Raw genomic sequence first — 20,775 nt, 5'->3', positions numbered from 1 at the left:
CCCATAGGTTCGCTGGTGATTTTTGGGAAGCTCAGGCAGATCAATGACTTGTGCTATCCGCCGACAAGGGACTCACTGATTCAGGTCAACAGGAGGGCAGCATGATTCTCACCAATGTCGGCAGCGTGCCGGGCAAAAAAATAGTCGAACACTTCGGCATCGTTCAGGGCAGCACGGTGCGCGCCAAGCATATCGGTCGCGACTTCATGGCCGGCCTGAAAAACCTGGTCGGAGGCGAACTCAAGGGCTATACCGAGTTGTTGCAGGAATCGCGCAACGAGGCGATGCAGCGGATGTCCGACCAGGCCCGGCAGATGGGCGCCAACGCGGTGGTCAATATCCGTTTCGCCACTTCGTCGGTCGCTCAAGGGGCCGCGGAACTCTTCGCCTACGGCACCGCGGTGCGGGTGGAATAGGGGGCGGTTATGGTGGAGTTCTTTCTCCAGTCCCCCGACCTGGTGATTTTTCTCGTCTTGCTGACCCTGGGGTATGCCGCTGGCAGTCTCGCCGAAAAGCGCCACTACCGATCGATTGAAAAACGCGAGCGGGAACTGGTTCGCCTGGCCGTGGTCACCGCCGAGGGCAGTTTTCCACCCGGTAGGGTCCGGCAGGCCTTCCTGGTCAGCGGCAGCACGGTGGTTTCGATCGACTACTTCAAGCGCCTGCTGGCGATCCTGCGCAATATCTTCGGCGGTCGGGTCAAGGCCTACGAATCGCTGGTCGACCGGGCACGGCGCGAGGCGATCCTGCGGATGAAGGCCGAGGCGCATCAGCGCGGTGCCGGCATGATTCTCAACCTGCGGCTCGAAACCGCCACCATCGGCCGCAACGCCAACCGCAAGAAGCAGGTCGGCAGTGTTGAGGCGATTGCCTACGGCACGGCAGTTGTGTTCAATAAGTAACCGGATTCAGGGTCTTTTGGGCCGCCAAGACGCCAAGGACGCCAAGAAATCTTTTAAGAGAGACGCAGGACAGGAGAGAAAACAGGGTTAGATCTGTTCAGTTTTTCAAATCCCTCAAAAGCTTTTCTCTCTGTCTCAGCCCCTCTCCGCCTCTGCGTTAAATCAAGGTTTTGACCTTCTTGGCGCCCTTGGCGTCTTGGCGGCATTCTTTATTTTCTCGTAATCCGGATAAGCAGATGAAATTCACCCCCCGACTCCCCGACGAAAACGTCAATGTCTCGAAAACCCATCCGCTGGCCGAGCTGGCCTGGCTGCTGGGCGGTCTGCTGCTGCTCTGTCTGCTGGTGTTCGGCGGCCTCGGGCTGGCGGTCGACCTGACCGTCGATCATCTGCCGCCGCGGGTCGAAGGCTGGCTGGGGGACTATGCCCGGCGGCAGTTTCCGGCGCGGGAAGCAGCTCCGCTGCAGCGGAGGCTCGATGCCCTGACCGCCGTTCTGCCGCCCGACTCTCCCCTGCGTGGCCGGATTTTTCGGGTGCGGCTGTCTTCCGACCCGCAGGTCAATGCCGTGGCCCTGCCGGGCAATACCATCGTGATTTTTTCCGGATTGCTGGACGAGGTGACGTCGGAAAACGAGCTGTCGATGGTGCTGGCCCACGAGTTGGGACACTTTGCCCATCGTGATCATCTGCGTCAGTTGGGGCGGGGGCTGGTGATCACCGCGGTCGCGGCGCTGCTGTTCGGAGAACGGTCGGGGGTGACGGAGCTGGCCTCCGATCTCTTCCTGACCTGGCAGGCGAGCTATTCCCGCCGCCAGGAAGCGGCTGCCGACGCCTACGCCCTGGAGTTGCTGGTGGCCTGCTACGGCCAGGCCGCCGGGGCGACCGACCTGTTTGTCCGGTTGGCGGCGAAAAAAGGCCCACGTCCATCTCGACTGCTGGCTTCACATCCTTATCCGGAAAAGCGGATTGAGGTGCTGCGACAGTTGATCGAGCAGCGTGGCTACCCGGTTGCTGAGCGTATCCCTTTGGGTGATGACCTGCGCCGGTTGCTGGCGAAAGAGGTCGGCAAGGAATGAGTGCGTCCGGAACCGGTGTCCGGTTCAGACCATGCGCGCCATGGCCCGGGCGGTGAACGCGTCCAGGGTTTCCGGGGTGACATTGTTTTCGGCGCAGAGGGTTTCCACCTGACTGCGGCGCAGCGGATCGTTCAGGTCGCCGAGATTGGCGAGCACCCCGGTTCGTCTGCCGACGACATAGAGCACCTGCTCTTCGGGCGGCAGCGCCAGAAACTTGCGCAGCGGGGCGGTCAGCCGTTCCCGATCGTCCGGCAGTTGGCCGTCGACCTCCTGGAACAGGTTCAGCATGTGATCGCTCTTGATCCGGCTGGTGATGCCGCGCAGGTTGTCGAGCAACAGCAGCAGTTCTTCGGTCATGCGGATGTCGCCGATCTGGTGAAAGGTTCCGTCCTGACAATCCTTGTACAGGTCCAGCCTGGGTGAGATCGCCAGGGTCCTGATGCGGATGAAATCGGGATTGATCCGGTTCAGGGCATCGGCGGTCTCCAGGGCGTTTCCCCGGGAGCAGCGGTCGCCGCCGAGGCCGGGCATGAAATATTCGGACAGCTCGATCCCGGCCCGTTTCACCTTCTGCCCGGCAACAATCTGGGTCTCTTTGTCCACGCCCTTTTTGACCAGCTCCAGCACCTCGTCGGCGCCCGACTCCATGCCGATATGAATCCGGTTGAGGCCGGCGGCAGCCAGCCGGGCCATATCCGCGTCGCTGATGCGGGCAATGGAGTGGGACCGGGCGTAGGAGGTGATCCGTTCGATGCCGGGAAAGGCCTGGCGCAGGTACAGCAGGATTTCAACCAGCCGATCGGGCTTGATAACCAGGCTGTTGGCGTCCTGCAGGAAGACCGATTTCATCCCGCTGCGCACCCAGTTGAGGGCCGAGTGGAATGCCAGCTGTTCGCTTTCCGGCTGTTCGGGCTGCAGGGCGAGCAGATCCTGCCGGCTTCCTCCGCCGGGCCGGTTGATGATGCTCTCGATGGCGCTGACATGATGCCGGATACGGTCGATGTCCTGCTTGACGTGCGCCACCGGGCGGAGACTGAACGGCTTCCGTTTGTAGACGCCGCAGAAGGTGCATTTGTTCCACGGACAGTTGCGCGTCACCCGCAGCAGCAGGCTCATCGCCTCGCTCGGCGGCCGGATCGGACCCAGTTCGTAGCCTCGGTAGTCTTCCATCGTGGTCATGATTCAGGCGCGTTCGCGCAGGATCCGCAGCATTCGTCGCAGCGGCTCGGCGGCGCCCCACAGCAGTTGATCGCCGCAGGTGAAGGCGGAGAGGTACTGCGGACCCATCTTCATCTTGCGCACCCGGCCGACCGGGGTTTTGAGGGTGCCGGAGACCGCCGCCGGAGTCAGCCTGGCGAGGGTTTCTTCCTTGCGGTTGGGAACCAGTTCGGCCCAGGGGTTGTCGTTGGCGAGCAGATCTTCGATATCGGCCATCGGAATATCTTTGTTGAGCTTGATAGTCAGGGCCTGGCTGTGGCAGCGCATGGCGCCGATGCGAACGCAGATGCCGTCGATGGGGATCGGGGTCTCGCTGCGCAGGATCTTGTTGGTTTCGGCGTAGCCCTTCCACTCCTCGCGGCTCTGACCGTCTTCGACCTCGCGGTCGATCCAGGGCAGCACGCTGCCGGCCAGCGGGTAGCCGAAGTTGTCGCTGGGGATGGCGTTGCCGCGCAGCTCGGCGGTGACCTTGCGGTCGATGTCGAGAATCGCCGAAGCCGGGTCAGCGAGCTGGTCGGCGACGCTGTCATGCAGGTGTCCCATCTGTGCCAGCAGTTCGCGCATGTTCGGCGCCCCGGCGCCGGAAGCGGCCTGGTAGGTCATCGAGGTGAGCCATTCGACCAGCCCGGCGCGGAACAGTCCGCCGAGAGCCATCAGCATCAGGCTGACAGTGCAGTTGCCGCCGATGAAGTCCTTCTTTCCAGCGGCCAGGGCGGCGGTGATCACCTCCCGGTTGACCGGGTCGAGAATGATGACCGCGTCATCGGCCATCCGCAGGCTGCTGGCGGCGTCGATCCAGATGCCGTTCCAGCCGGCGGCACGCAGCTGCGGGTGAACCTGTTTCGTGTAGTCACCGCCCTGGCAGGTGACGACGGCATCGAGCTTTTTCAGCTCATCGATGGCGCCGGCATCGAGCAGTTTTCCGGCGTCGAAGGGCGCGTCCTGGCCGACCTGAGAGGTGGAAAAGAAGACCGGGTTGATGGCGGCGAAATCGTTCTCTTCCTGCATGCGCTGCATCAGCACCGAGCCGACCATGCCGCGCCAACCGATAAATCCGACGTTCATTGTGCTCGCTCCTTGAAAGGGGTTTTCCGCCCCGACCGGGCCGGGGGAAATACCTGAATCAGTGGGTTTGTGTCGGATGAAGAGTGTAAGTGCTTGGCCTGAATGCGCTTTTCAAAAATCTAAGGCGCACCCATAGGTTCGCCGGTGATTTTTGGGAAGCGCAGACAGGTCAATGACTTGCGCTATTCGCCGGTGACAAGCTCACTGATTCAGGAAATAAAAACGGCCACAGATCCTGATGATCCGTGGCCGTCGGTTTATTGCGTGACTTGTCGCTGAGCGCTACGCAACTCCCTGGACACAGACCATCGTCCGCCCCGGTTTGACGGTCGGGGTGGTGGTCTTGGTCCGTTTATTCTTGAGAGTGCAGGTCAGCATGCGCTGCAGTCTGCCCAAAAGGGGTGGATTTTGTCAAGCCCCTTTTCGGCGGTACCTGCCGCTCAGAGTCCGCGCGCCTTGCGGATCGCCTCGTAGGCGGCGTTGATCTCGGCCAGTTTGTCGTTGGCGAACTTGATGAATTCCGGCGGCAGGCCCTTGCCCTCGATTCGGTCCGGGTGGTATTCGGCGACCTTTTTCCGGTAGAGCTTCTTCAGGTCGGCATCGCTGATGTCGCTGCTGACGCCGAGGGTCCGGTAATGCTCCTCCAGACCGAGGCTGCCCGGGCGCTGGTGGCCGACGTAGCGCGCGTAGAGGGACTGGTAGATGGCGTCGGGCAGACGGAAGGCCTGCTTCGCTTCCAGCAGCATCCGCTCCTCTTCGGGATGCAGGCTGCCGTCGGCCATGGCGACCTCGAACAGGAAACTCATCATGAACTGGCACATGTCCTGCTGCTGCCAGAAGAGTTCGCCGAACTGGCGGGCGTAGTCGCCGAAGGATTCGGGGCTCTGTTTGCTCTGGTTGAGAATCTCGATAGCGAAGCGGCGGGTCTGCTCGTCGAGCCCCATGGCGTCCCTGGCAATGCGGCGGATGGCGGCGATCTCGTCATCGCAGACCCGGCCGTCGGCTTTGGCCAGCTTGCCGACCATCGAAAAGGCGGCGGTGAAAAAGAGCATCTGCTTCTGCTGGGAAGGATGAATGCCGCCGGCGTAGCCGCCTTCGAGTTGCGGTCGGGTCTGGCCACCGCCCATCGAAGCGCCGATGGCGGCGCCGATCAGGGCGCCGAACGGTCCGCCCAGCATGGCACCGATGCCGCCGCCGATAATGCCTGATAACCAACTCATCCTGATTCATCCTTTCCTTGGGTAAACGGCAACTTTTATAGCACGTTGGAGAACATCGGGAAAGCATGTTAGCATGGCGTTCTGCTGACCGGAGGTTTTCTGCATGCGCTCTTCCTGCCCTCGGCATTTCCAGTTGCACTATGCTTGGATCATTGTCCTGTCCGGGTTTCTGACGCTGTTCGCCTGCCTCGGCCTGGCGCGCTTCGCCTACGCCATGCTGCTGCCGGGGATGCGGACTGACCTGGCCTTGGGTTATGATCGCATGGGGCTGATCAGTACCGCCAATTTTATCGGTTACCTGGTTGCGGTGGCGCTGGCACCACGCCTGCTGAAACGCTTGCGCCCGCGTCTGACCATCAGCCTGGGACTGTTGCTGATCGCTGCATGCATGCTGACGGTCAGTGCCGCCAGCCGGTTCCAACCCATTCTGATCTGCTATGCCCTGGTCGGATTCGGCAGCGGTATGGCCAATATCCCCGCCATGGTGCTGGTTTCCCACTGGTTCCGGCCGGTCTTGCGGGGCCGTGCTGCCGGGCTGATGATTTCCGGAAATGGTGTGGCCATCATCTTTGCCGGTTTCCTTGTGCCCCGCCTCAATGCGGCTTTCGGTACGAATGGCTGGCGGATCGGCTGGCTCTGCCTCGGGGGGATGGTTGCGGGGATCGCATTGCTGGTCTCCTGGATGCTGCGTAATGACCCGAAAACGCTGGGTCTTGAGCCGCTCGGTGAGACTGGGCCGGCCTCAGGTCCGCAATCCCCTGCACGTGAGCAAGGCCATGGTAAGCTGCTGCTGCTGCTCGGTCTGCTCTACCTGGTCTTCGGTGCGACCTACATGGTTTACGGCACCTTCATCGTCACCAGCATGGTCGAGGAATATGGCCTGAACGAGGCAACCGCCGGCTTCTACTGGTCCCTGGTCGGCCTGCTGAGTATTTTCTCGGGGATCGCTTTCGGCGTACTCTCAGACCGTATCGGACGCAAGGCTGGTCTGGCGCTGGTCTTCCTGGTCCAATCCTGCGCCTACCTGCTTGCCGGCAGTGGCCTCGGCGAAGTGACGCTGATTCTTTCCATCCTTCTTTACGGGTTTTCGGTCTTCGCCATCCCGACGATCATGGCTGCCGCAGTCGGTGATTTCTTCGGCCTTCAACGAGCGGCCATGGCCTTCTCTCTGATCACCTTCTTTTTTGCTGCCGGACAGACAGTCGGCCCCGGTTTGGCGGGGGTGCTGGCCGAGGCGGTCGGTTCCTTCTCGCCAGCTTATTTTATAGCGGGCGGGTTGACGCTACTGGCCGCGCTGCTGGCCATGCTGCTTCCAGGCCGAACGGAAAACTAACTGTGTGATTCGTGACCGGGAGGACGCGGGGTAACCTGATTGACCCGTGAGTTGAAACCAGAAGTCGTGAAGTGGACGTGAAAGGGGGGCAACCAGTGTCGGAGGGGGACGCTTCTGTTGAGGTGACAACCGTCAGCAACGGCGGCTTGAATAACTCCGAGGCTCGCTGAGCAACATCACGTTTACCCGTCGGACCGCCGCAGCCGTTCGAGATCCTCGGCGATCAGCAGGGCGTGGCCCTCGGTTGAATAGATATTTTTCTCCAGCACGGCCCGGGCCTGTGCGTCGACGATTGTTTCGCTGCGCAGCCGAAGATCCTGTTCGACTTTCCTTTCCAGCCGCAAAGCCATTTCCAGGGCCTGGAGCTGGTCGAAGTCGGCCAGTGCCGCGCAGTCGATCTCATCGCAGGGTTGCGGCGGGGCCTTCACCATCTCCGCAAACGAAACGGCTGTCGGACTCGGCAACAGGGCATGGAAGCTGCGGGCATGTTCCATCTCCTCATCAGCCAGCAGTTCGAAATGAAATCTCGCATCCTCGTCCTGCAGACATCCTGCGGCATGCTGGTAGAAATGCATGGCCTGAAGTTCCATCTGGACCATCTGCAGGATGATGTCTTCAATCTCCATGATTTTCATTGAGCATTCTCCCGGTCGATTTTCCCGGTTTCTATTCCCTTTTCTTCCAGCTCGGCCTCAAGTTTCTCGGCCGAGACCTTGAGCGGTGTCAGCTTGAGATAGTGCAGGCCGTCGCCGGTATGGTTCGCGATCACCGAGACCGGCCCCCGTTCGATCTGTATTTCTTCGACCTGGTCGCCGAGCTTGAGAATGACCCCCTCGCGGAGGCTGGCGCCGGCATTGATCTTCGGGTTGGCGGTCGGATGTTCCTGCGGTTTGAAACGGTCGAGTTCCTTTTTGACCGTTTCCTTTTCTGCGAGCAGCTTCTGTTTGCGTTCGGTGAGGATGTCGATGCGAAGTTGCAGGGCTTCGCGCAGTGCCTGCAGTTTTTGTTTGCCGGGATCGAGGGGGCCGAGTGTGTCATCGATCCGCTGGATCTGGGAACCGGTACTCTTCAGCCGGTAGAGTAAGTGGTTGAGCCGGTCCTCTTCGGGGAAATAGACACCGGCGGTCACGATGGTGCGGTGCCCCGAAACCGACCCTAAGTGGCGTGCCTCGACCCCTTCGAGGGCCACCGTTTCGCCCCCGAAAATGGTGCCGCGGGGGACCATGATCCGCCCGGTTGCCTTGACCGTCGCGTTGCGGATTTCATGGCTGACGGTCACATCGCCCCGGCATTCGACCAGCACCTCGTTGAGGTAGCGGGTTTTTAGCGGGCCTTGGCAACGGATTTCCCCCTTGCCCTTGCCGGAGGCGCTGCCGATCTCGACCGGGCCGCCGGATTCGAGCCGGCAGGCCCCGACATTACCGGCAACCTTGATCCCCTTGGCGGCCTTGATGTGAAAGCCGTCCAGCACATCGCCGCGAACTTCGACGAAACCGTTGAAGTCGATGTTGCCGGTCTCCAGGTCGAGGTCGCCGGGAACGATGAGCTGTTCCGAAACGGTCAGGACGTTGTTCTCAAGAATGACGCGGCCGGCCCGGGTGGCGAAGGCTTTCCCCTGGTCGGGGTCGAGCCGCGCGCCCTCGCCGGCCCGGATATCGAGGGGGATGCCCATGCGCGGCTCAATCGGTTGTCCATGGGCGGTGAGGCCGGGGGTTCCCGCCCGGGGGGGATGGATGATGCCGATCAGGTCGCCCGGTTCGACATTGGTGAAGCTGTCCCGAGTGCGAAAATCGATATTCCCTTTTTCGTCCCGGTTGAATTCGGCTTCGTCCGACGTCGTTCGGACCGCGGCCTCGAACCAGCCGTCGATTCCGGCCGAGGGGGGCGTCCCGGTCGCCAGCAGGACATCTGACTGGTTGGTGCCCCGGGCCGCCTCGGCACAGAAGATGGCCAGGCGCTCCAGGTCGAGGCTCTCGGTCACGCCGGCCTGGTTGAGAATGGTGATCAGCTCCCGCGGCGCGGGCGGTTTGCCGCTGTCGAGGATCTTGAGGCTGGCGCGGCATTCGACCTGGTTGTTCTGCAGGGTGGCGGAGAAATGGTAACAGGGCGTGGTTTTGTCGAGCAGCACCTTGACGCCGATTTCGGCGGGGCGGTGAGTTTTTCCGGGCGGAGGCATGCTACCAGTGTCCCCCGGTTCGGTAGATGGGGTGCTGGTAGCGCTTCCTGTTGGCGGGGGCCTGCTCTTTCGCCAGATGGAAGAGACCGTAGATAACGGCGCCGAACAGGCCGAGCAGAACCGCCAGCTTGCAGAGGTCCTTGATGTATTTCATAAATCTCCCGGCGACTCCAGGGAATCTGGATGCCGCCGGGATTCTTATCGGCTGTCGGCGATGAAATCTTAATCCGGTTTATTCAGCTGCCCTTCTGACGCACACCGGCCGGTTTCGCGACGAACGCTCATGCATGAACCGGGTTGAGGAAGGAGCTTCAGTCTTCGCCCAGACGGGTGGAAATCGCCGACTGGAGCTGCTCCCAGTCGGGGGCGAGCCGCTGTTCAAGGAACGACGCCAGCAGGCTGTCGAACAGTTGCAGGCCGGTCTGCAGCAGGTGCATGCGCTCGTAGAAGAGGGCCTCGCGCTCCATCTCCGGGTCGGTCAGGTCATCCTTTTCCAGCTGCACCGCCGGGCATTTGAAACCGGCGAGATGAAACAGTTGTCCTTTCAGGTTCAGCTTCCAGGCATCCTCCCCTTTCTCGAAATGGAGTACCGCCTCCTGGATGCTTTTGCCGCTCCGCAGGGCGGTGCAGGCTTCGCTGAAGCGGTCCTGCGGGCCGCTGACGACCAGCTTCTGCACGCCGCCTTCCGAGGCGCCGCTGATCACCAGGCGGTCGTTGAGGTAGGCGACAAAGCCCTCCCCTGCACCCGTCGGCCCGGGTCTGCTGATGCTGAACTCGGCGCTGGCGTGCAGGGTCTGGTCGAGCAGCCAGACGAGGAAGTCTTCTCCCAGCCAGCTGTTTTTCTCGATCAGGTCGATGACGGTATCGGTCCCGGCCTGGTTGGCTTCCGCCAGGGCCGGTTTGAGGGCGTCGGGGATGACAGCCTCGGCCCGGGCGTAGGGATGGTAGGCGACCAGGCGCAGGCCGTCGAAGGTCTGCTTGAAGAGGTCGCCGAACATCTCGATCTGGGCCTTGCCGAGGCTGGTGAAGCTGAGCAGCCCGGTTTCGGTATCCCAGATGACATCATAGACACTCGGGGTCGGCAGGGTGCGGGCCAGCAGGGCGCCCTTGACCGCCTCGCGCAGTTCTTCCTTCTTCTGCTTCGGCACCCGCTGCAGACCGGGGTTTTTCGCCAGGAAATCTTCCTCCGCCTGCCGGTAATGCTCTTTCAGCAGCCGCGCGGGAACCTTGCGCTGGTCGCGGCGCAGGGAGAAGCAGAGCCAGTGGTCGCGACGGTAGCTGCTGGCGATCTCGAAGCTGCCGTCCTGAGAGTCGTCAAGCTGGACCCAGCCGATCGACAGTTCCTCGCTGCCGCGGTCAATGGCATGAAAGCGGTTTCTGGCCAGTTGCTCTCCGGCCCAGTCGAACAGGTCGCCGGCCGGTTTTTCACCGACGACGCGGAATTGGCTGATGCTGACGGTATTGGCAAGAATGCCCATGGGTAAAAACTCCTGATAGCGAAAGGCGGCTAAAGGCTAAAGGTGAAAGGCTAAAGGTTAAGGCAAAGGGATCCTTTAGCCTTTCGCCTTAGGTCCTTCGCCGGTTTCCAGTATTTCCAGCTCCTGCCAGCGATCGTAGACCTGCTCCAGTTCCGCTTCCAGTTCCCGCAGGCGCTGCTGCAGCCCGGCGACCTGCGGTCCGGCGGTCTTGTAGAATTCGGGATCGGCGAGCTTGCCGTGCAGTTCTTCCTGCTCGGCTTCCAGGGCTTCGATGCGCGCCGGCAGTCCCTCCAGTTCCCTTTTTTCGTTGAAGCTGAGTTTGCGGACGCGCTCCTTCTTCGGCTTTTCGCGGGCCGGTTTCTGTTTCTGCGGGCTCTCTTCCTGTTGCGGCCGCTGACGCAGCCAGTCGCTGTAGCCGCCGACATACTCCGCGACCCGGCCGCCGCCCTCAAAGACGATGCTGCTGGTGACGGTGCGGTCGAGGAATTCCCGATCGTGGCTGACCAGGAACAGGGTTCCCCGGTAATCGGCCAGCAACTCTTCGAGCAGTTCCAGGGTCTCCAGGTCGAGGTCGTTGGTCGGTTCGTCGAGGACCAGCAGGTTGGCATCCCGGGTGAAGAGCTTGGCCAGCAGCAGCCGGTTGCGCTCTCCCCCGGAGAGGATACGGACCGGGGTGCGGGCGCGGTCGGGGGTGAAGAGAAAATCCTTCAGGTAGCCGTAGACGTGCCGTGACCTGCCCCCGACCATCACCGTGTCCTGGTCGCCGGAGAGGTTCTGCTGCACGGTCAGGTCGGGGTTGAGCTGTTCGCGTTGCTGGTCAAAATAGAGAACCTGCAGGTTGGTGCCGAGCCGGACGCTGCCGGCGTCCGGCTCGAGCTGACCGAGCAGCAGTTTCAGCAGGGTGGTCTTGCCGGCGCCGTTGGGGCCGATCAGGCCGATCCGGTCGCCGCGCAGGATGGTGGTGGAAAAATCATTGACGATCGGTCGGTCATCGTAGCCGAAGCTGAGGTTTTCCGCTTCCACCACCAGCTTGCCGCTGCGCTCGGCCTCGTTGAGCCGCAGTTGCACCCTGCCGGTGCGTTCGCGGCGCTGTCGGCGCTGTTCGCGCATCTGCTTCAGTTCGCGTACCCGGCCCTCGTTGCGGGTACGGCGGGCTTTGATCCCCTGGCGGATCCAGACCTCCTCCTCGGCCAGCTTGCGGTCGAAGCGCCGCCATTCTTCGTCTTCGGCGTGCAGGCGTTCTTCCTTGCGCCGCAGGTAGTTGGCGTAGTCCCCGGGGTAATCGGCCAGCAGCCCGCGGTCGATTTCGACGATGCGGGTCGCCATGCGGCGCAGAAACGCCCGATCATGGGTGACGAAGGCCAGGGTCAGGTTGCTGCGCAGCAGGTAATCTTCGAGCCAGGCGATCGACTCGATGTCGAGGTGGTTGGTCGGTTCGTCGAGCAGCAGGATGTCCGGCTCTCCGGCCAGGGCGCGACCGAGCAGCACCCGCCGTCGGAGTCCGCCGGAAAGCTGGTCGAATGGTTGTTCGGCCGGCAGCTTCAACTGTGAGAGGATCAGTTCGACGCGCTGCAGGGCGCTCCAGCCGTCCCGCGTGTCCATGGTGTGCTGCAGCTCGGCAAGCTTTTTCGTTGTCGCCTCGTCGTTGTCCACGCCGGTCGTCGTCCGGTGGTAGGCCCGCAACAGGTCGGCCGGTCCCCCGCAGCCCGAGGCGACCACTTCAAAGCTGGTTCCGCGGATGCCTTCGGGTACATCCTGGGGCAGTTCGGTGACGCGCAGTCCCTGCTGCCGGTCGATGACGCCCCGGTCCGGCTGCAGACGTCCCGCCAGCAGTCCCAGCAGGGTGCTTTTGCCGGCGCCGTTGCGGCCGAGCAGGCAGAGCCGGTCACCTTTCTCGATCTGCAGGTTGACGTCGTCAAGCAACGGTTGGCTGCCGAAGGAAAGGGAAATCTGTCGGAGTGAAATCAGGGCCATGAGCGAGGGATTATGCCAGAAGCGCGGGGCGGGGGGAAGGGTTGTTTTGTTCAGCCCAGATCCACCGGCTGTTTTGCGGACCGAGGGTGGCGAGACGGGTGAAGGTGCGAGGCGCCGTGCCGATTCGGGCGGAAACGTAGCCGAGCTACGTTGAGCACCGAACCGGTGAAGGCAACGAAGCAGATTCATCCGTATCGACAGCCGAATCCCGAAATTGCCGGTGGATTTGGGTCAGCGGTTGGACTTGCCGGCAACTCCTGCTACTCTGTTGGAAATCCCGGCAGGAGACTGTTTCTGATGGCTCGAAAAATGTTCATTGCCGCGACCGGACAGAATATCGGCAAGACCACCCTCTGTCTGTCGCTGTTGCACCTGGCTCGCAGGAAGTACGACCGGGTCGGCTTCATCAAGCCGATCGGCCCCAAACCGACCCTGGTCGACGGAGTGATTGTCGACAAGGACGCGGCCCTGATGGCCGGAGTTTTCGATATGCCTGCGCATCTGCGGCACATCTCGCCGGTAGTGGTGCCGCCCGGCATGACCAAGGACATCATCGACGGTCGGATCCCCCGGGAGATGCTCAGTGAACGGTTGCGGGCGGCCTTTGAGGTGCTGGAGAAGAGCTGCGATTTCATCATCATCGAGGGATCGGGGCACCCGGGCGTGGGCACCGTGCTGGGACTCTCCAACGCCCAGGTGGCGCGGATGCTGGGGGCGTCGGTGCTGATGGTGACCGGCGGCGGTATCGGCAACGTGATCGACGGGGTGGCGGCCAACGCGGCCCTGTTTGAATACGAGTCGGTGTCGGTCAGGGCGGTGCTGGTCAACAAGCTGGTCGCCGAAAAACGGGAGCAGACCCTCGATTACCTGACGCGGGCCATGGGTCACAACGCCTTTGAACTGTTCGGCGGCTTCAACTATCAGCCGATCCTCGCCAACCCGACCCTGCGGCGGGTGGTCTCCATCCTCGGCCTGAGCCTGCACGGTGACCACGAATCCCTGCAGCGCATCATCCACCATGTGCAGATCGGCGCCGCCTCGACCCACCGGGTGGCCGAGCTGCTGAAAAATGATACCCTGCTGATTGTCACCAGCAGCCGCGACGAACTGCTGGTGACCCTGGCCAACCTCTACTCAATCCCCGAGTACCGGGAGAAGATCGTCGGACTGGTCATCCCCGGTAAACACCACGTCGACCGCATCACCCAGCTGATCCTCGATCGCAGCGGCATCCCCTATCTGCGCACCACCAACCACACCACCGCCCAGCTCTACCAGATGATTACCGACGATGTCTCCAAGTTGACCCCGGAGGACACCGAAAAGCTCGACCTGCTGCGCGAACTGGCCGAATTGCGGCTGGATTTTGACCGTCTGGATGAGCTGGTGGCGGGGTAGGGGGCAGATATCCTGTTCCTGTCCTGAAGCATTACCGGCGGACTGATACCTGATTCAGGTATACCTGAATCAGTGAGCCTCTTGCCGGCGGATAGCGCAAGTCATTGACCTGCCTGAGCTTCCCAAAAATTACCAGCGAACCTATGGGTGCGCTTCAAATTTTTGGAAATCTCATTCAGGCCAAGCACTTACACTCTCCATCCGACAGGAACTCACGGATTCAGGTGATAAAAAATACCCACCTATGGCGTTCCTCTCGCGTCAATGATTGATCTACCGGTATATCGGTGTTATATATAACATATTCCAACGTTATATCGGTGGCAATAATGAATTCTGCGCGCATTCTTGAAATACTGTACAGCTACAATCGATTCTGGACGACCGGAGAGGTCGATGCCGGTATTGAACGAGATCTTCTGCCCTCCTGTTTGTCGCAGGTTGACAGCAAAGAGATTGTTGTTCTGAAGGGGGTTCGCCGTTGCGGTAAATCAACCCTGTTGGCGCAGGTTATGAAAGCCCTGTTGCAGCGGGACATCCCCGCTCGACAACTGCTGCGGATAAATCTGGAAGAACCGCTCTTTGCCGCCGCCTCGGTGGATCTGCTGGAACAGATTTATCGTCTTTGGCGGGAACGGATCTGTCCCGCGGGGAAGGGCTACCTGTTCCTGGACGAGATCCAGAATATCCCGGGCTGGGAAGGCTGGCTGCGAGGTCGCAGCGAGACCGAAGATATCAAGATCTTCGTGACCGGGTCATCAGCTCAGATGCTGTCTCGTGAAATCGGTACCAAGCTGACCGGTCGACAGGTTTCTTTTGAGGTGTATCCGCTCTCCTTTGCAGAATTCCTGCGTTTCCGGGGAGGCGGGATCCGGTCGGAACTGGAATACCTGTCTGACAAGTCCTTGATTCGTCATCATTTTCATGAATACCTGAAATATGGCGGTTTCCCCGAGGTGGTTCTCAGGCAGGACGATGATGACCGGGAGTTGCTGCTGAAAAACTACTTCGAGGATATTCTCTATCGGGATATCGTGACCCGTCACGAAATTCGAGATGTGGCCAGCCTGCGGAATCTTGCGGTATTTCTGCTGACGAACAACACCCGGTTGACCAGCATCAACAAGATCAAGAGTAATTTTTCAATTTCGCAGGACAAAACCGAAAACTATCTCTCGGCGATCCTGGAAAGTTACCTGACGTTCCAACTGCGGAAATTCAGCTGGTCGTTAAAAAGTGTTCAGCGTGCCGGTTTCAAACCTTACGCCATCGATACCGGAATACGTAATCGGGTTGCGTTCTCTTTCTCTGCCGATGCGGGGCGTCTGGTGGAAAATGTTGTTCACAACCATCTGCGGCGGTCTTTTGAAGAAATCTATTATGCCGCTGATGACGGGGAGACCGATTTTGTCGTTAAAGAAGGCATGGCGATTACCCGACGCATTCAGGTCTGGTATGAAGACGCACACCGGTCCGAGGTTCCAAAACGCGAGTTGGCGGTCTTTGACCGTGCAGAAGAAGATGACGCCCAATGCTTGTTGCTGACCAACGATCTTGAAACTGAAATCGACCTGGGGGCAGTCAGGGTACGCTGTCTCCCGGTTGTGAAGTATCTGCTTTTAGGGGCCGATGGGGAGGCGGGAACAATTGCGCAGTGAGGAGAGGGAACCTCGTCAAACTGACTTTTGTTGTTGCGGTTGGCGTTCTCTTCAGGGTGGTCATTTTGGTATTTCTGCACTGGCATCGATGGCTTCACCCGCAGCCTGTCAGGCGTGAAAATTTCTGATGATATCCGCAGGGTTCAGGTTCGTGTCCACGATTCGGTTCATGCTTATGGCGGCAGGATCGTCAGCGTGGACCTGCCGCGTTGAAACAGGTTGACCGTAAGAGATGTGCGGAATGATAAACAAGCAGATCCTGCTGGAGAAAATGATCGCTCAGCTGGAGTCGGACCTCGACCTTCTCGACAGCGCCGCCCGCAAGGCTCACGAAGCCGCTACCCACGAGGAAAACATCCCTGACAACAAGTACGAAACCCTCGCCCTCGAGGCGTCCTATCTCGCCCAGGGGCAGGCCAATCGTGCCCAGCAGATCCGGCTGGCACTGGCCGACTACCGGACCCTTGCCCTCCGCAATTTCGTCAGCGACCAACCCGTCAGGCTGACCGCGCTGGTGGTGCTTGAAGATGAGGAAGGCCGCTTGCGCAGGGTTTTTCTCGGACCGTCCGCCGGAGGCCTGCGGGTGATGCTGGACGATGTTGAGGTGACCGTGGTGACCCCCGAATCCCCGCTCGGGAAGGCCCTTCTCGGCAGGCAGATCGATGACCGGATCGAGCTTGGAGAGGGACCGGGACAGCGCGTCTACGAAATTGTTGCTGTCGCCTGAGGCCTTTGCGCTTTTTATGAGTCGGCCGGTTCCGTCGATTGTTGAAGCCATCAATCTTTACCTGATCTTTATTCTCGCATTATCCCGCCGTTACCCGGATGCGGTATGATTTATCAAAACCCGGCCCTGAAGCGGCCGGACAGGTAGCGGAGGATAAAGATGAAAAAACTGATTCTCGCCATAGTCATTCTCCTGGCGGCGATGTTCGGCCTGGGCATGAGCATGGAGCAAGGCATGGACAACTCCGGCCGGGCGGCCATGACCGCCCAAACCGCGGTCTTTGCCGGTGGCTGTTTCTGGTGTACCGAATCCGATTTTGAAAAAGTTCCCGGGGTTAGCGAGGTGATCTCCGGCTATACCGGCGGCAAGAAGGTCAATCCGACCTACGCGCAGGTTTCCAGCCACGCCACCGGACATGTCGAAGCGGTCAAGGTCACTTATGATCCGACACGGGTCAGTTACGGCCAGTTGGTTGAATGGTTCTGGCGCCACGTCGATCCGACCGATAACGGCGGCCAGTTCGTCGATCGCGGGTCCCAGTACCGCAGCGTGATATTTTTCGCCGACAGTGAACAGCGGCGCATCGCCGAAGCGTCGAAGCGGCGACTGGCCGCCTCGGGACGTTTCGCCGCTCCGATCGTCACCGAGATCCTGCCGCTCGGCCCTTTCTATCCCGCCGAGGATTATCACCAGGATTATCACAGGAAAAATCCCCTCCGCTACGGCTGGTACCGCAGCGGCTCAGGGCGCGACCAGTTCCTGGAGAAAACCTGGAGCGATGAAGAGCGGACTTTTGCCGCGATAGTGAAGGAATTTCCTGAGCTGAGGCCGACGGTCTCCAGGACGACAAAGGATAACCTGAAGAGTTCGGAGGAGGATATGGGGATGCAGCAGGAAGGGGGAAAAATGAATCGCCGCTACAGGGTTCCCGATGACGAGGAGTTGAAGAAAAAACTGACTCCCCTGCAGTACAAGGTCACCCGTGAAGACGCCACCGAGCGCCCCTTTGCCAACCGCTACTGGGACAACCATGAGGCGGGACTCTACGTCGACGTCATCTCCGGTGAACCGTTGTTCAGTTCCAACGACAAGTTTGAATCGGGGACCGGCTGGCCGAGTTTTACCCGGCCGCTGGAGGCGGACAACATCGTTGAACGAAAGGACGGCAGCCTGTTCATGGTCCGGACTGAAGTGCGCAGCAAACACGCCGATTCTCACCTGGGGCATGTTTTCCCCGATGGACCCGCCCCGACCGGACTGCGCTACTGTATCAATTCGGCGGCGCTGCGCTTCATTCCAAAAGCTGATCTGGAAAAGGAAGGTTACGGAGAATATACGGAGCTGATCAAATAAGGTATCGGTAGTGGCGGGGGACAAGTATCATCGATAGAGAGTCCCCCTCCTCCACCACCTGTGGCGCCCGACAGGCTGCTAGGGCGGCATGAAGCCTGTGGCATGGTCATGGCACCTGGTACAGTCCCGGTTTTGCCTGTGGTTCGGGTCATGACAGATCTCGCAGGCCCCGAGTCCGTCGCCGCGATTGAAATCCGCCGTACCGTCGCTGTCCGACTCGAACACCACGCCCTTGACAACGCCCAGAACCTTATTCTCCTCGCGGATGGCGGCATCGGGATACCAGGTCGCAGGATTGTCATTGTAATCGTACTCGATGCCGATCAGGCGGATATTGGTTCCACCCTTGCTGTTGGTGCGATTGTCGTGCGGATTGTGACACTCCAGGCAGGTGATGTAGCCGACCTCTCCGGGTAGCAGATTGTTCGGGTTGTGGGCGGCGGCCTCGGTGGCAATGCCCAGCGGACCGTGACAGGCCAGACAGGTCGCCTCGGTGGAAAGCTCGTCAAGCAGTCCGGTGTCGGACGCGCTGCCGTGGAGACTGTGGCAGGTGTCGCAGCCGTTGTAGTTCTGATGCGCCGCGATCAGCGCCTCGGCTCTCAGCGGCAAAAGCATGAACGGCAGGACTAACAGAAGGATCATCCGGCTGGTTTTCATGGCATCACACCTCCCTGTCGATAGACTTCGATCCGGGCCGGTTTGCTGTTGGCGACCAGCAAGTCGCCGCTGCCGGGGTCTATCGTCACGTCGAGGGGAAGAAAGAGTTCGCCGTTGCCGGTACCGGTCCGGCCGACCGTTTTGAGAAGCTCACCGGTCAGTTCATCGAGGACCAGCACCTGCCCCAGCAGGCTGTCGACGAGAAAAAGATGGCCTTTGCCGTCGACCGTCAGCCCCTGGGGAGCTGAAAAGATGCTCGTCACGCCGAGCATGCCGCTGCTGACGGTTCCCGGCAGTGATCGCAGGAAGGTGCCGTCTTCCGCGTAGACCCGCACCTGCGGCGCGTCGGGCACACCGAAATCGCTGACCAGGATTTCCCGCCGATCCGGGTCGAAGGTCACGGCGGTGGGGGCGTTGAGTTCTCCCGATCCTATGGCGAACCCGGCATCTGTTCCATTCAGGGTGAAGACCCGGATTTTCCCGGCCTTCAGGTCGGCAATATAGACCAGTCCGGAGGCGGCATTCAGTGCCATGCCGTTGGGCCGCAGGAATTCGTTGTCCCCCTGCCCGAGTCTGAAGAGCGGAGTGCCGCTCAGATTGTAGACTGAAACCCGGCCGGCGTTCTGCTCGGCGACGAAAACCCGCCCACTCGCGACAACGACACCGGCCGGTCGTGGACCGACGGGGAAACTGTCCCTTATTTCCAGGCTTTGTCGATCGAGCAGAAACACCCGGTTTGCAAGGTGGTCGGCGACCCACAGGCCGTCGGTCGTGACTGCGGACAGACGCACCGGGGATTGCATCTGCGGTTTGACATCATCGTTGCCGGCGCAGGAAAACAGGATGAGACAGCAGCCGACCAGAAGCAGGAGACGTAGCGGCAGTTTCATCGGGACCTCCATCGCAAAACCAATTCCAGGCTTGGCTGGAATCTGAATCAGTGAGTTTAATTATCGGCGAATAGCACAAGTCATTGACCCGTCTGCACTTTCCAAAAATCACCAGCGAACCTTTGGGTGCGCCTCAGATTTTTGAAAATCGCATTCAGATCAAGTCCCTGCACTCTTCATCCGCCATGAACCCACGGATTCAGGTGGAAAAAAATACCCAATGACCTGCAACAGCAACATTCAGGCCAGCCCTCGACGGAACACGTCAACCTCCCGGGAAAAGAGATCTCCCGGAGGAAGGAAATTCATCGTGCCGTGGCTTGCAATTATTTGAAATAAGATGAGATTTTTGAAATGGCAGGTCGACAACAATCAGGAAGATTGAACTCGCCGCGTCGCAAGTGACCCGGTCTGCGTCAGGCCAAAATCACTCACCGCCAACCCGAACCCTAATTGGCAGTGCACAAAATGCACGCCTTGTGCCGTAAATTGCCAGCCGGGCTGCCTGATGGCGTGACCCGGTTGCGAGGAGCCTGCAAGCTCTCTTCAGTATGAACCCCGCAGATTTCCGGACCGGCTCAGCCTATTTCTCGACCACGACCCCGATCTCTCCGTCACGATGCAGGACGTTGATGCCGACATCTTCCCCGTAGCGCGCCAGGCCGAGGGTGATCAGGGCGTTGTTGTGGGGCCAGACCGAGCCGTTGTGGTAAACCATCGGATTGTAGCGGGTGCTGCCCTCGGCCAGGACCAAATGCAAAGCAGGGGGACGGGGACCTTTTAATGAGTCGCCAAGGTATCGCTCCGCTGTCTGGGCGGGGCCCATCAAGAAAAAGGCGACCGCAGGGTCGCCTTGAAGAGTTGCATCAGATCCGGTTCCGGATCATTCGAGCTTTTCGCAGATTTCGCTCGCCCAGACTTCGGAACCTTCCCCGACATGAACGTTGAAATAGCCGTGGTCGCACATGTAGACCTCGCCGGCGGTTTCCGTGTCGGTGTTCATGACCATTGATTTCTGGCCGGAATCCAGCTTTTTGCAAAGATGCTCGTAGGTATAGATATCCATGGATTTCCTCCTCTCTCCTTTTGTTTCCTCCTGAATCAGAGAGTCCCTTGTCGGCGGATAGCACAAGTCATTGACCTGCCTGAGTTTCCCAAAAATCACCAGCGAACCTATGGGGCGCTTCAGATTTTTGGAAACCTCATTCAGGCCAAGCACTTGCACTCTCCATCCAGCAGAAACTCACTGATTCAGGTTCATTTTACCACGAAAGAGGGGGCGGCCGCTTGTCGGCAGGAAGGAGGTTCAGTCCTCTTTCGCCAGGTAATCACCCAGCAGTGAGCGGCTGTGTTCGTCGTCGTGGCAGTAGGCGCAGAGATTCTCCCAGTTGCTGCCGTCGGGCGGATTGTTGTTGTGATTGCCGTCGCGATGGTGGACGGTGAGCAGGTGCAGGTTCTCGCGCTCGAACTCGCGGCCGCACTTGGCGCAGATCCAGCCGTGCAGCTTCAGCGATTTTTCCCGGTAGGTTTCCCGTCCGGCTTCCCCGGCCTTCAGTCGCCGGGTGATCTCGGCAATCTCTTCGGGACTTTTTGCCGGCCGCGGATGGCGTCTCCAGTTGCTCATCTGCTCTTCTCCTCTTTAAGTGCCCC

General features: G+C 60.3%; 21 protein-coding genes. 8 read left to right on the top strand and 13 right to left on the bottom strand.

The window, feature by feature from the left end; translation table 11 throughout:
* Positions 1-101: 101 nt before the first annotated feature.
* From C2E25_RS15445 to C2E25_RS15435, 3 genes are all read left to right on the top strand, one after another.
* Positions 102-416 (top strand): YbjQ family protein, encoded by a 315-nt coding sequence (locus C2E25_RS15445; protein WP_085010425.1) that lies wholly within the window; start codon positions 102-104, stop codon positions 414-416.
* A gap of 9 nt (positions 417-425) precedes the next feature.
* Positions 426-902, top strand: coding sequence for a YbjQ family protein (locus tag C2E25_RS15440; RefSeq protein ID WP_233189455.1), 477 nt, complete (start codon positions 426-428; stop codon positions 900-902).
* Positions 903-1,138: 236 nt separating this feature from the next.
* Complete coding sequence (locus C2E25_RS15435) at positions 1,139-1,978, top strand: M48 family metallopeptidase (protein WP_103116620.1); 840 nt, start codon at positions 1,139-1,141, stop codon at positions 1,976-1,978.
* A 24-nt stretch (positions 1,979-2,002) separates the two neighbouring features.
* Here the strand turns inward: C2E25_RS15435 and C2E25_RS15430 are convergent, their stop codons facing one another.
* From C2E25_RS15430 to djlA, 3 genes are all read right to left on the bottom strand, one after another.
* A complete protein-coding gene (locus tag C2E25_RS15430; RefSeq protein WP_103116619.1) occupies positions 2,003-3,157 on the bottom strand; it encodes a radical SAM protein in 1,155 nt (384 codons plus the stop codon).
* Positions 3,158-3,160: 3 nt separating this feature from the next.
* Positions 3,161-4,261, bottom strand: a complete 1,101-nt coding sequence (gene asd, locus C2E25_RS15425; RefSeq protein WP_103116618.1) for an aspartate-semialdehyde dehydrogenase — start codon at positions 4,259-4,261, stop codon at positions 3,161-3,163.
* A gap of 440 nt (positions 4,262-4,701) precedes the next feature.
* Positions 4,702-5,481: a co-chaperone DjlA gene (djlA, locus tag C2E25_RS15420; RefSeq protein WP_103116617.1), complete on the bottom strand. Its 780-nt coding sequence runs from the start codon at positions 5,479-5,481 to the stop codon at positions 4,702-4,704.
* Between the two features lie 103 nt (positions 5,482-5,584).
* Between djlA and C2E25_RS15415 the strand changes: the two genes are divergently transcribed.
* A complete protein-coding gene (locus tag C2E25_RS15415) occupies positions 5,585-6,814 on the top strand; it encodes a YbfB/YjiJ family MFS transporter (protein ID WP_103116616.1) in 1,230 nt (409 codons plus the stop codon).
* A 182-nt stretch (positions 6,815-6,996) separates the two neighbouring features.
* On the opposite strand, the gene C2E25_RS15410 is transcribed toward C2E25_RS15415, so the two are convergent.
* The 5 genes from C2E25_RS15410 to C2E25_RS15395 form a co-directional block, all read right to left on the bottom strand.
* Complete coding sequence (locus tag C2E25_RS15410) at positions 6,997-7,449, bottom strand: hypothetical protein (protein WP_103116615.1); 453 nt, start codon at positions 7,447-7,449, stop codon at positions 6,997-6,999.
* Positions 7,446-8,990, bottom strand: a complete 1,545-nt coding sequence (locus C2E25_RS15405) for a DUF342 domain-containing protein (RefSeq protein ID WP_103116614.1) — start codon at positions 8,988-8,990, stop codon at positions 7,446-7,448. Before C2E25_RS15405 ends, C2E25_RS15410 begins: the two co-directional genes overlap by 4 nt.
* Position 8,991: 1 nt before the next feature.
* Positions 8,992-9,144: a hypothetical protein gene (locus tag C2E25_RS17570; RefSeq protein ID WP_158247290.1), complete on the bottom strand. Its 153-nt coding sequence runs from the start codon at positions 9,142-9,144 to the stop codon at positions 8,992-8,994.
* A 157-nt stretch (positions 9,145-9,301) separates the two neighbouring features.
* Positions 9,302-10,468, bottom strand: coding sequence for a recombination-associated protein RdgC (rdgC, locus tag C2E25_RS15400; protein ID WP_103116613.1), 1,167 nt, complete (start codon positions 10,466-10,468; stop codon positions 9,302-9,304).
* Positions 10,469-10,543: 75 nt separating this feature from the next.
* The gene (locus C2E25_RS15395) at positions 10,544-12,442 is read right to left on the bottom strand and encodes an ATP-binding cassette domain-containing protein (RefSeq protein WP_103116612.1); all 1,899 of its coding nucleotides are present in this window, start codon (positions 12,440-12,442) and stop codon (positions 10,544-10,546) included.
* A gap of 297 nt (positions 12,443-12,739) precedes the next feature.
* Here C2E25_RS15395 and C2E25_RS15390 point away from each other — a divergent pair, with 297 nt between their 5' ends.
* From C2E25_RS15390 to msrB, 4 genes are all read left to right on the top strand, one after another.
* Positions 12,740-13,840: an AAA family ATPase gene (locus C2E25_RS15390; RefSeq protein ID WP_103116611.1), complete on the top strand. Its 1,101-nt coding sequence runs from the start codon at positions 12,740-12,742 to the stop codon at positions 13,838-13,840.
* Between the two features lie 329 nt (positions 13,841-14,169).
* On the top strand, positions 14,170-15,498 hold the full coding sequence (locus tag C2E25_RS15385; RefSeq protein ID WP_103116610.1) for an ATP-binding protein: 1,329 nt from the start codon (positions 14,170-14,172) through the stop codon (positions 15,496-15,498).
* Between the two features lie 241 nt (positions 15,499-15,739).
* Positions 15,740-16,225: a GreA/GreB family elongation factor gene (locus C2E25_RS15380; protein WP_199177447.1), complete on the top strand. Its 486-nt coding sequence runs from the start codon at positions 15,740-15,742 to the stop codon at positions 16,223-16,225.
* A 216-nt stretch (positions 16,226-16,441) separates the two neighbouring features.
* Entirely contained in the window at positions 16,442-17,578 is a 1,137-nt protein-coding gene (gene msrB / locus C2E25_RS18050) for a peptide-methionine (R)-S-oxide reductase MsrB (RefSeq protein WP_420094637.1), read from the top strand.
* A 78-nt stretch (positions 17,579-17,656) separates the two neighbouring features.
* Here msrB and C2E25_RS15370 read toward each other — a convergent pair whose 3' ends face one another.
* From C2E25_RS15370 to C2E25_RS15355, 5 genes are all read right to left on the bottom strand, one after another.
* On the bottom strand, positions 17,657-18,235 hold the full coding sequence (locus C2E25_RS15370; protein WP_103116608.1) for a cytochrome c3 family protein: 579 nt from the start codon (positions 18,233-18,235) through the stop codon (positions 17,657-17,659).
* Positions 18,232-19,125, bottom strand: coding sequence for a hypothetical protein (locus tag C2E25_RS15365; protein WP_103116607.1), 894 nt, complete (start codon positions 19,123-19,125; stop codon positions 18,232-18,234). The genes C2E25_RS15370 and C2E25_RS15365 overlap by 4 nt, the downstream gene beginning before the upstream one ends.
* Before the next feature lie 583 nt (positions 19,126-19,708).
* Positions 19,709-19,885: a hypothetical protein gene (locus tag C2E25_RS17565; protein ID WP_158247289.1), complete on the bottom strand. Its 177-nt coding sequence runs from the start codon at positions 19,883-19,885 to the stop codon at positions 19,709-19,711.
* 123 nt (positions 19,886-20,008) lie between these two features.
* Positions 20,009-20,191 carry a hypothetical protein gene (locus C2E25_RS17370; protein WP_146032993.1) on the bottom strand — a complete coding sequence of 61 codons (183 nt, stop codon included), beginning with the start codon at positions 20,189-20,191 and terminating at the stop codon, positions 20,009-20,011.
* Positions 20,192-20,431: 240 nt separating this feature from the next.
* Positions 20,432-20,749 carry a YajD family HNH nuclease gene (locus C2E25_RS15355; RefSeq protein ID WP_103116605.1) on the bottom strand — a complete coding sequence of 106 codons (318 nt, stop codon included), beginning with the start codon at positions 20,747-20,749 and terminating at the stop codon, positions 20,432-20,434.
* Positions 20,750-20,775: the final 26 nt, after the last annotated feature.

The sequence above is a fragment of the Geothermobacter hydrogeniphilus genome (genome assembly GCF_002898515.1).
GTDB lineage: Bacteria > Desulfobacterota > Desulfuromonadia > Desulfuromonadales > Geothermobacteraceae > Geothermobacter_A.
This window is presented reverse-complemented; position numbering and strand designations above follow the sequence as displayed.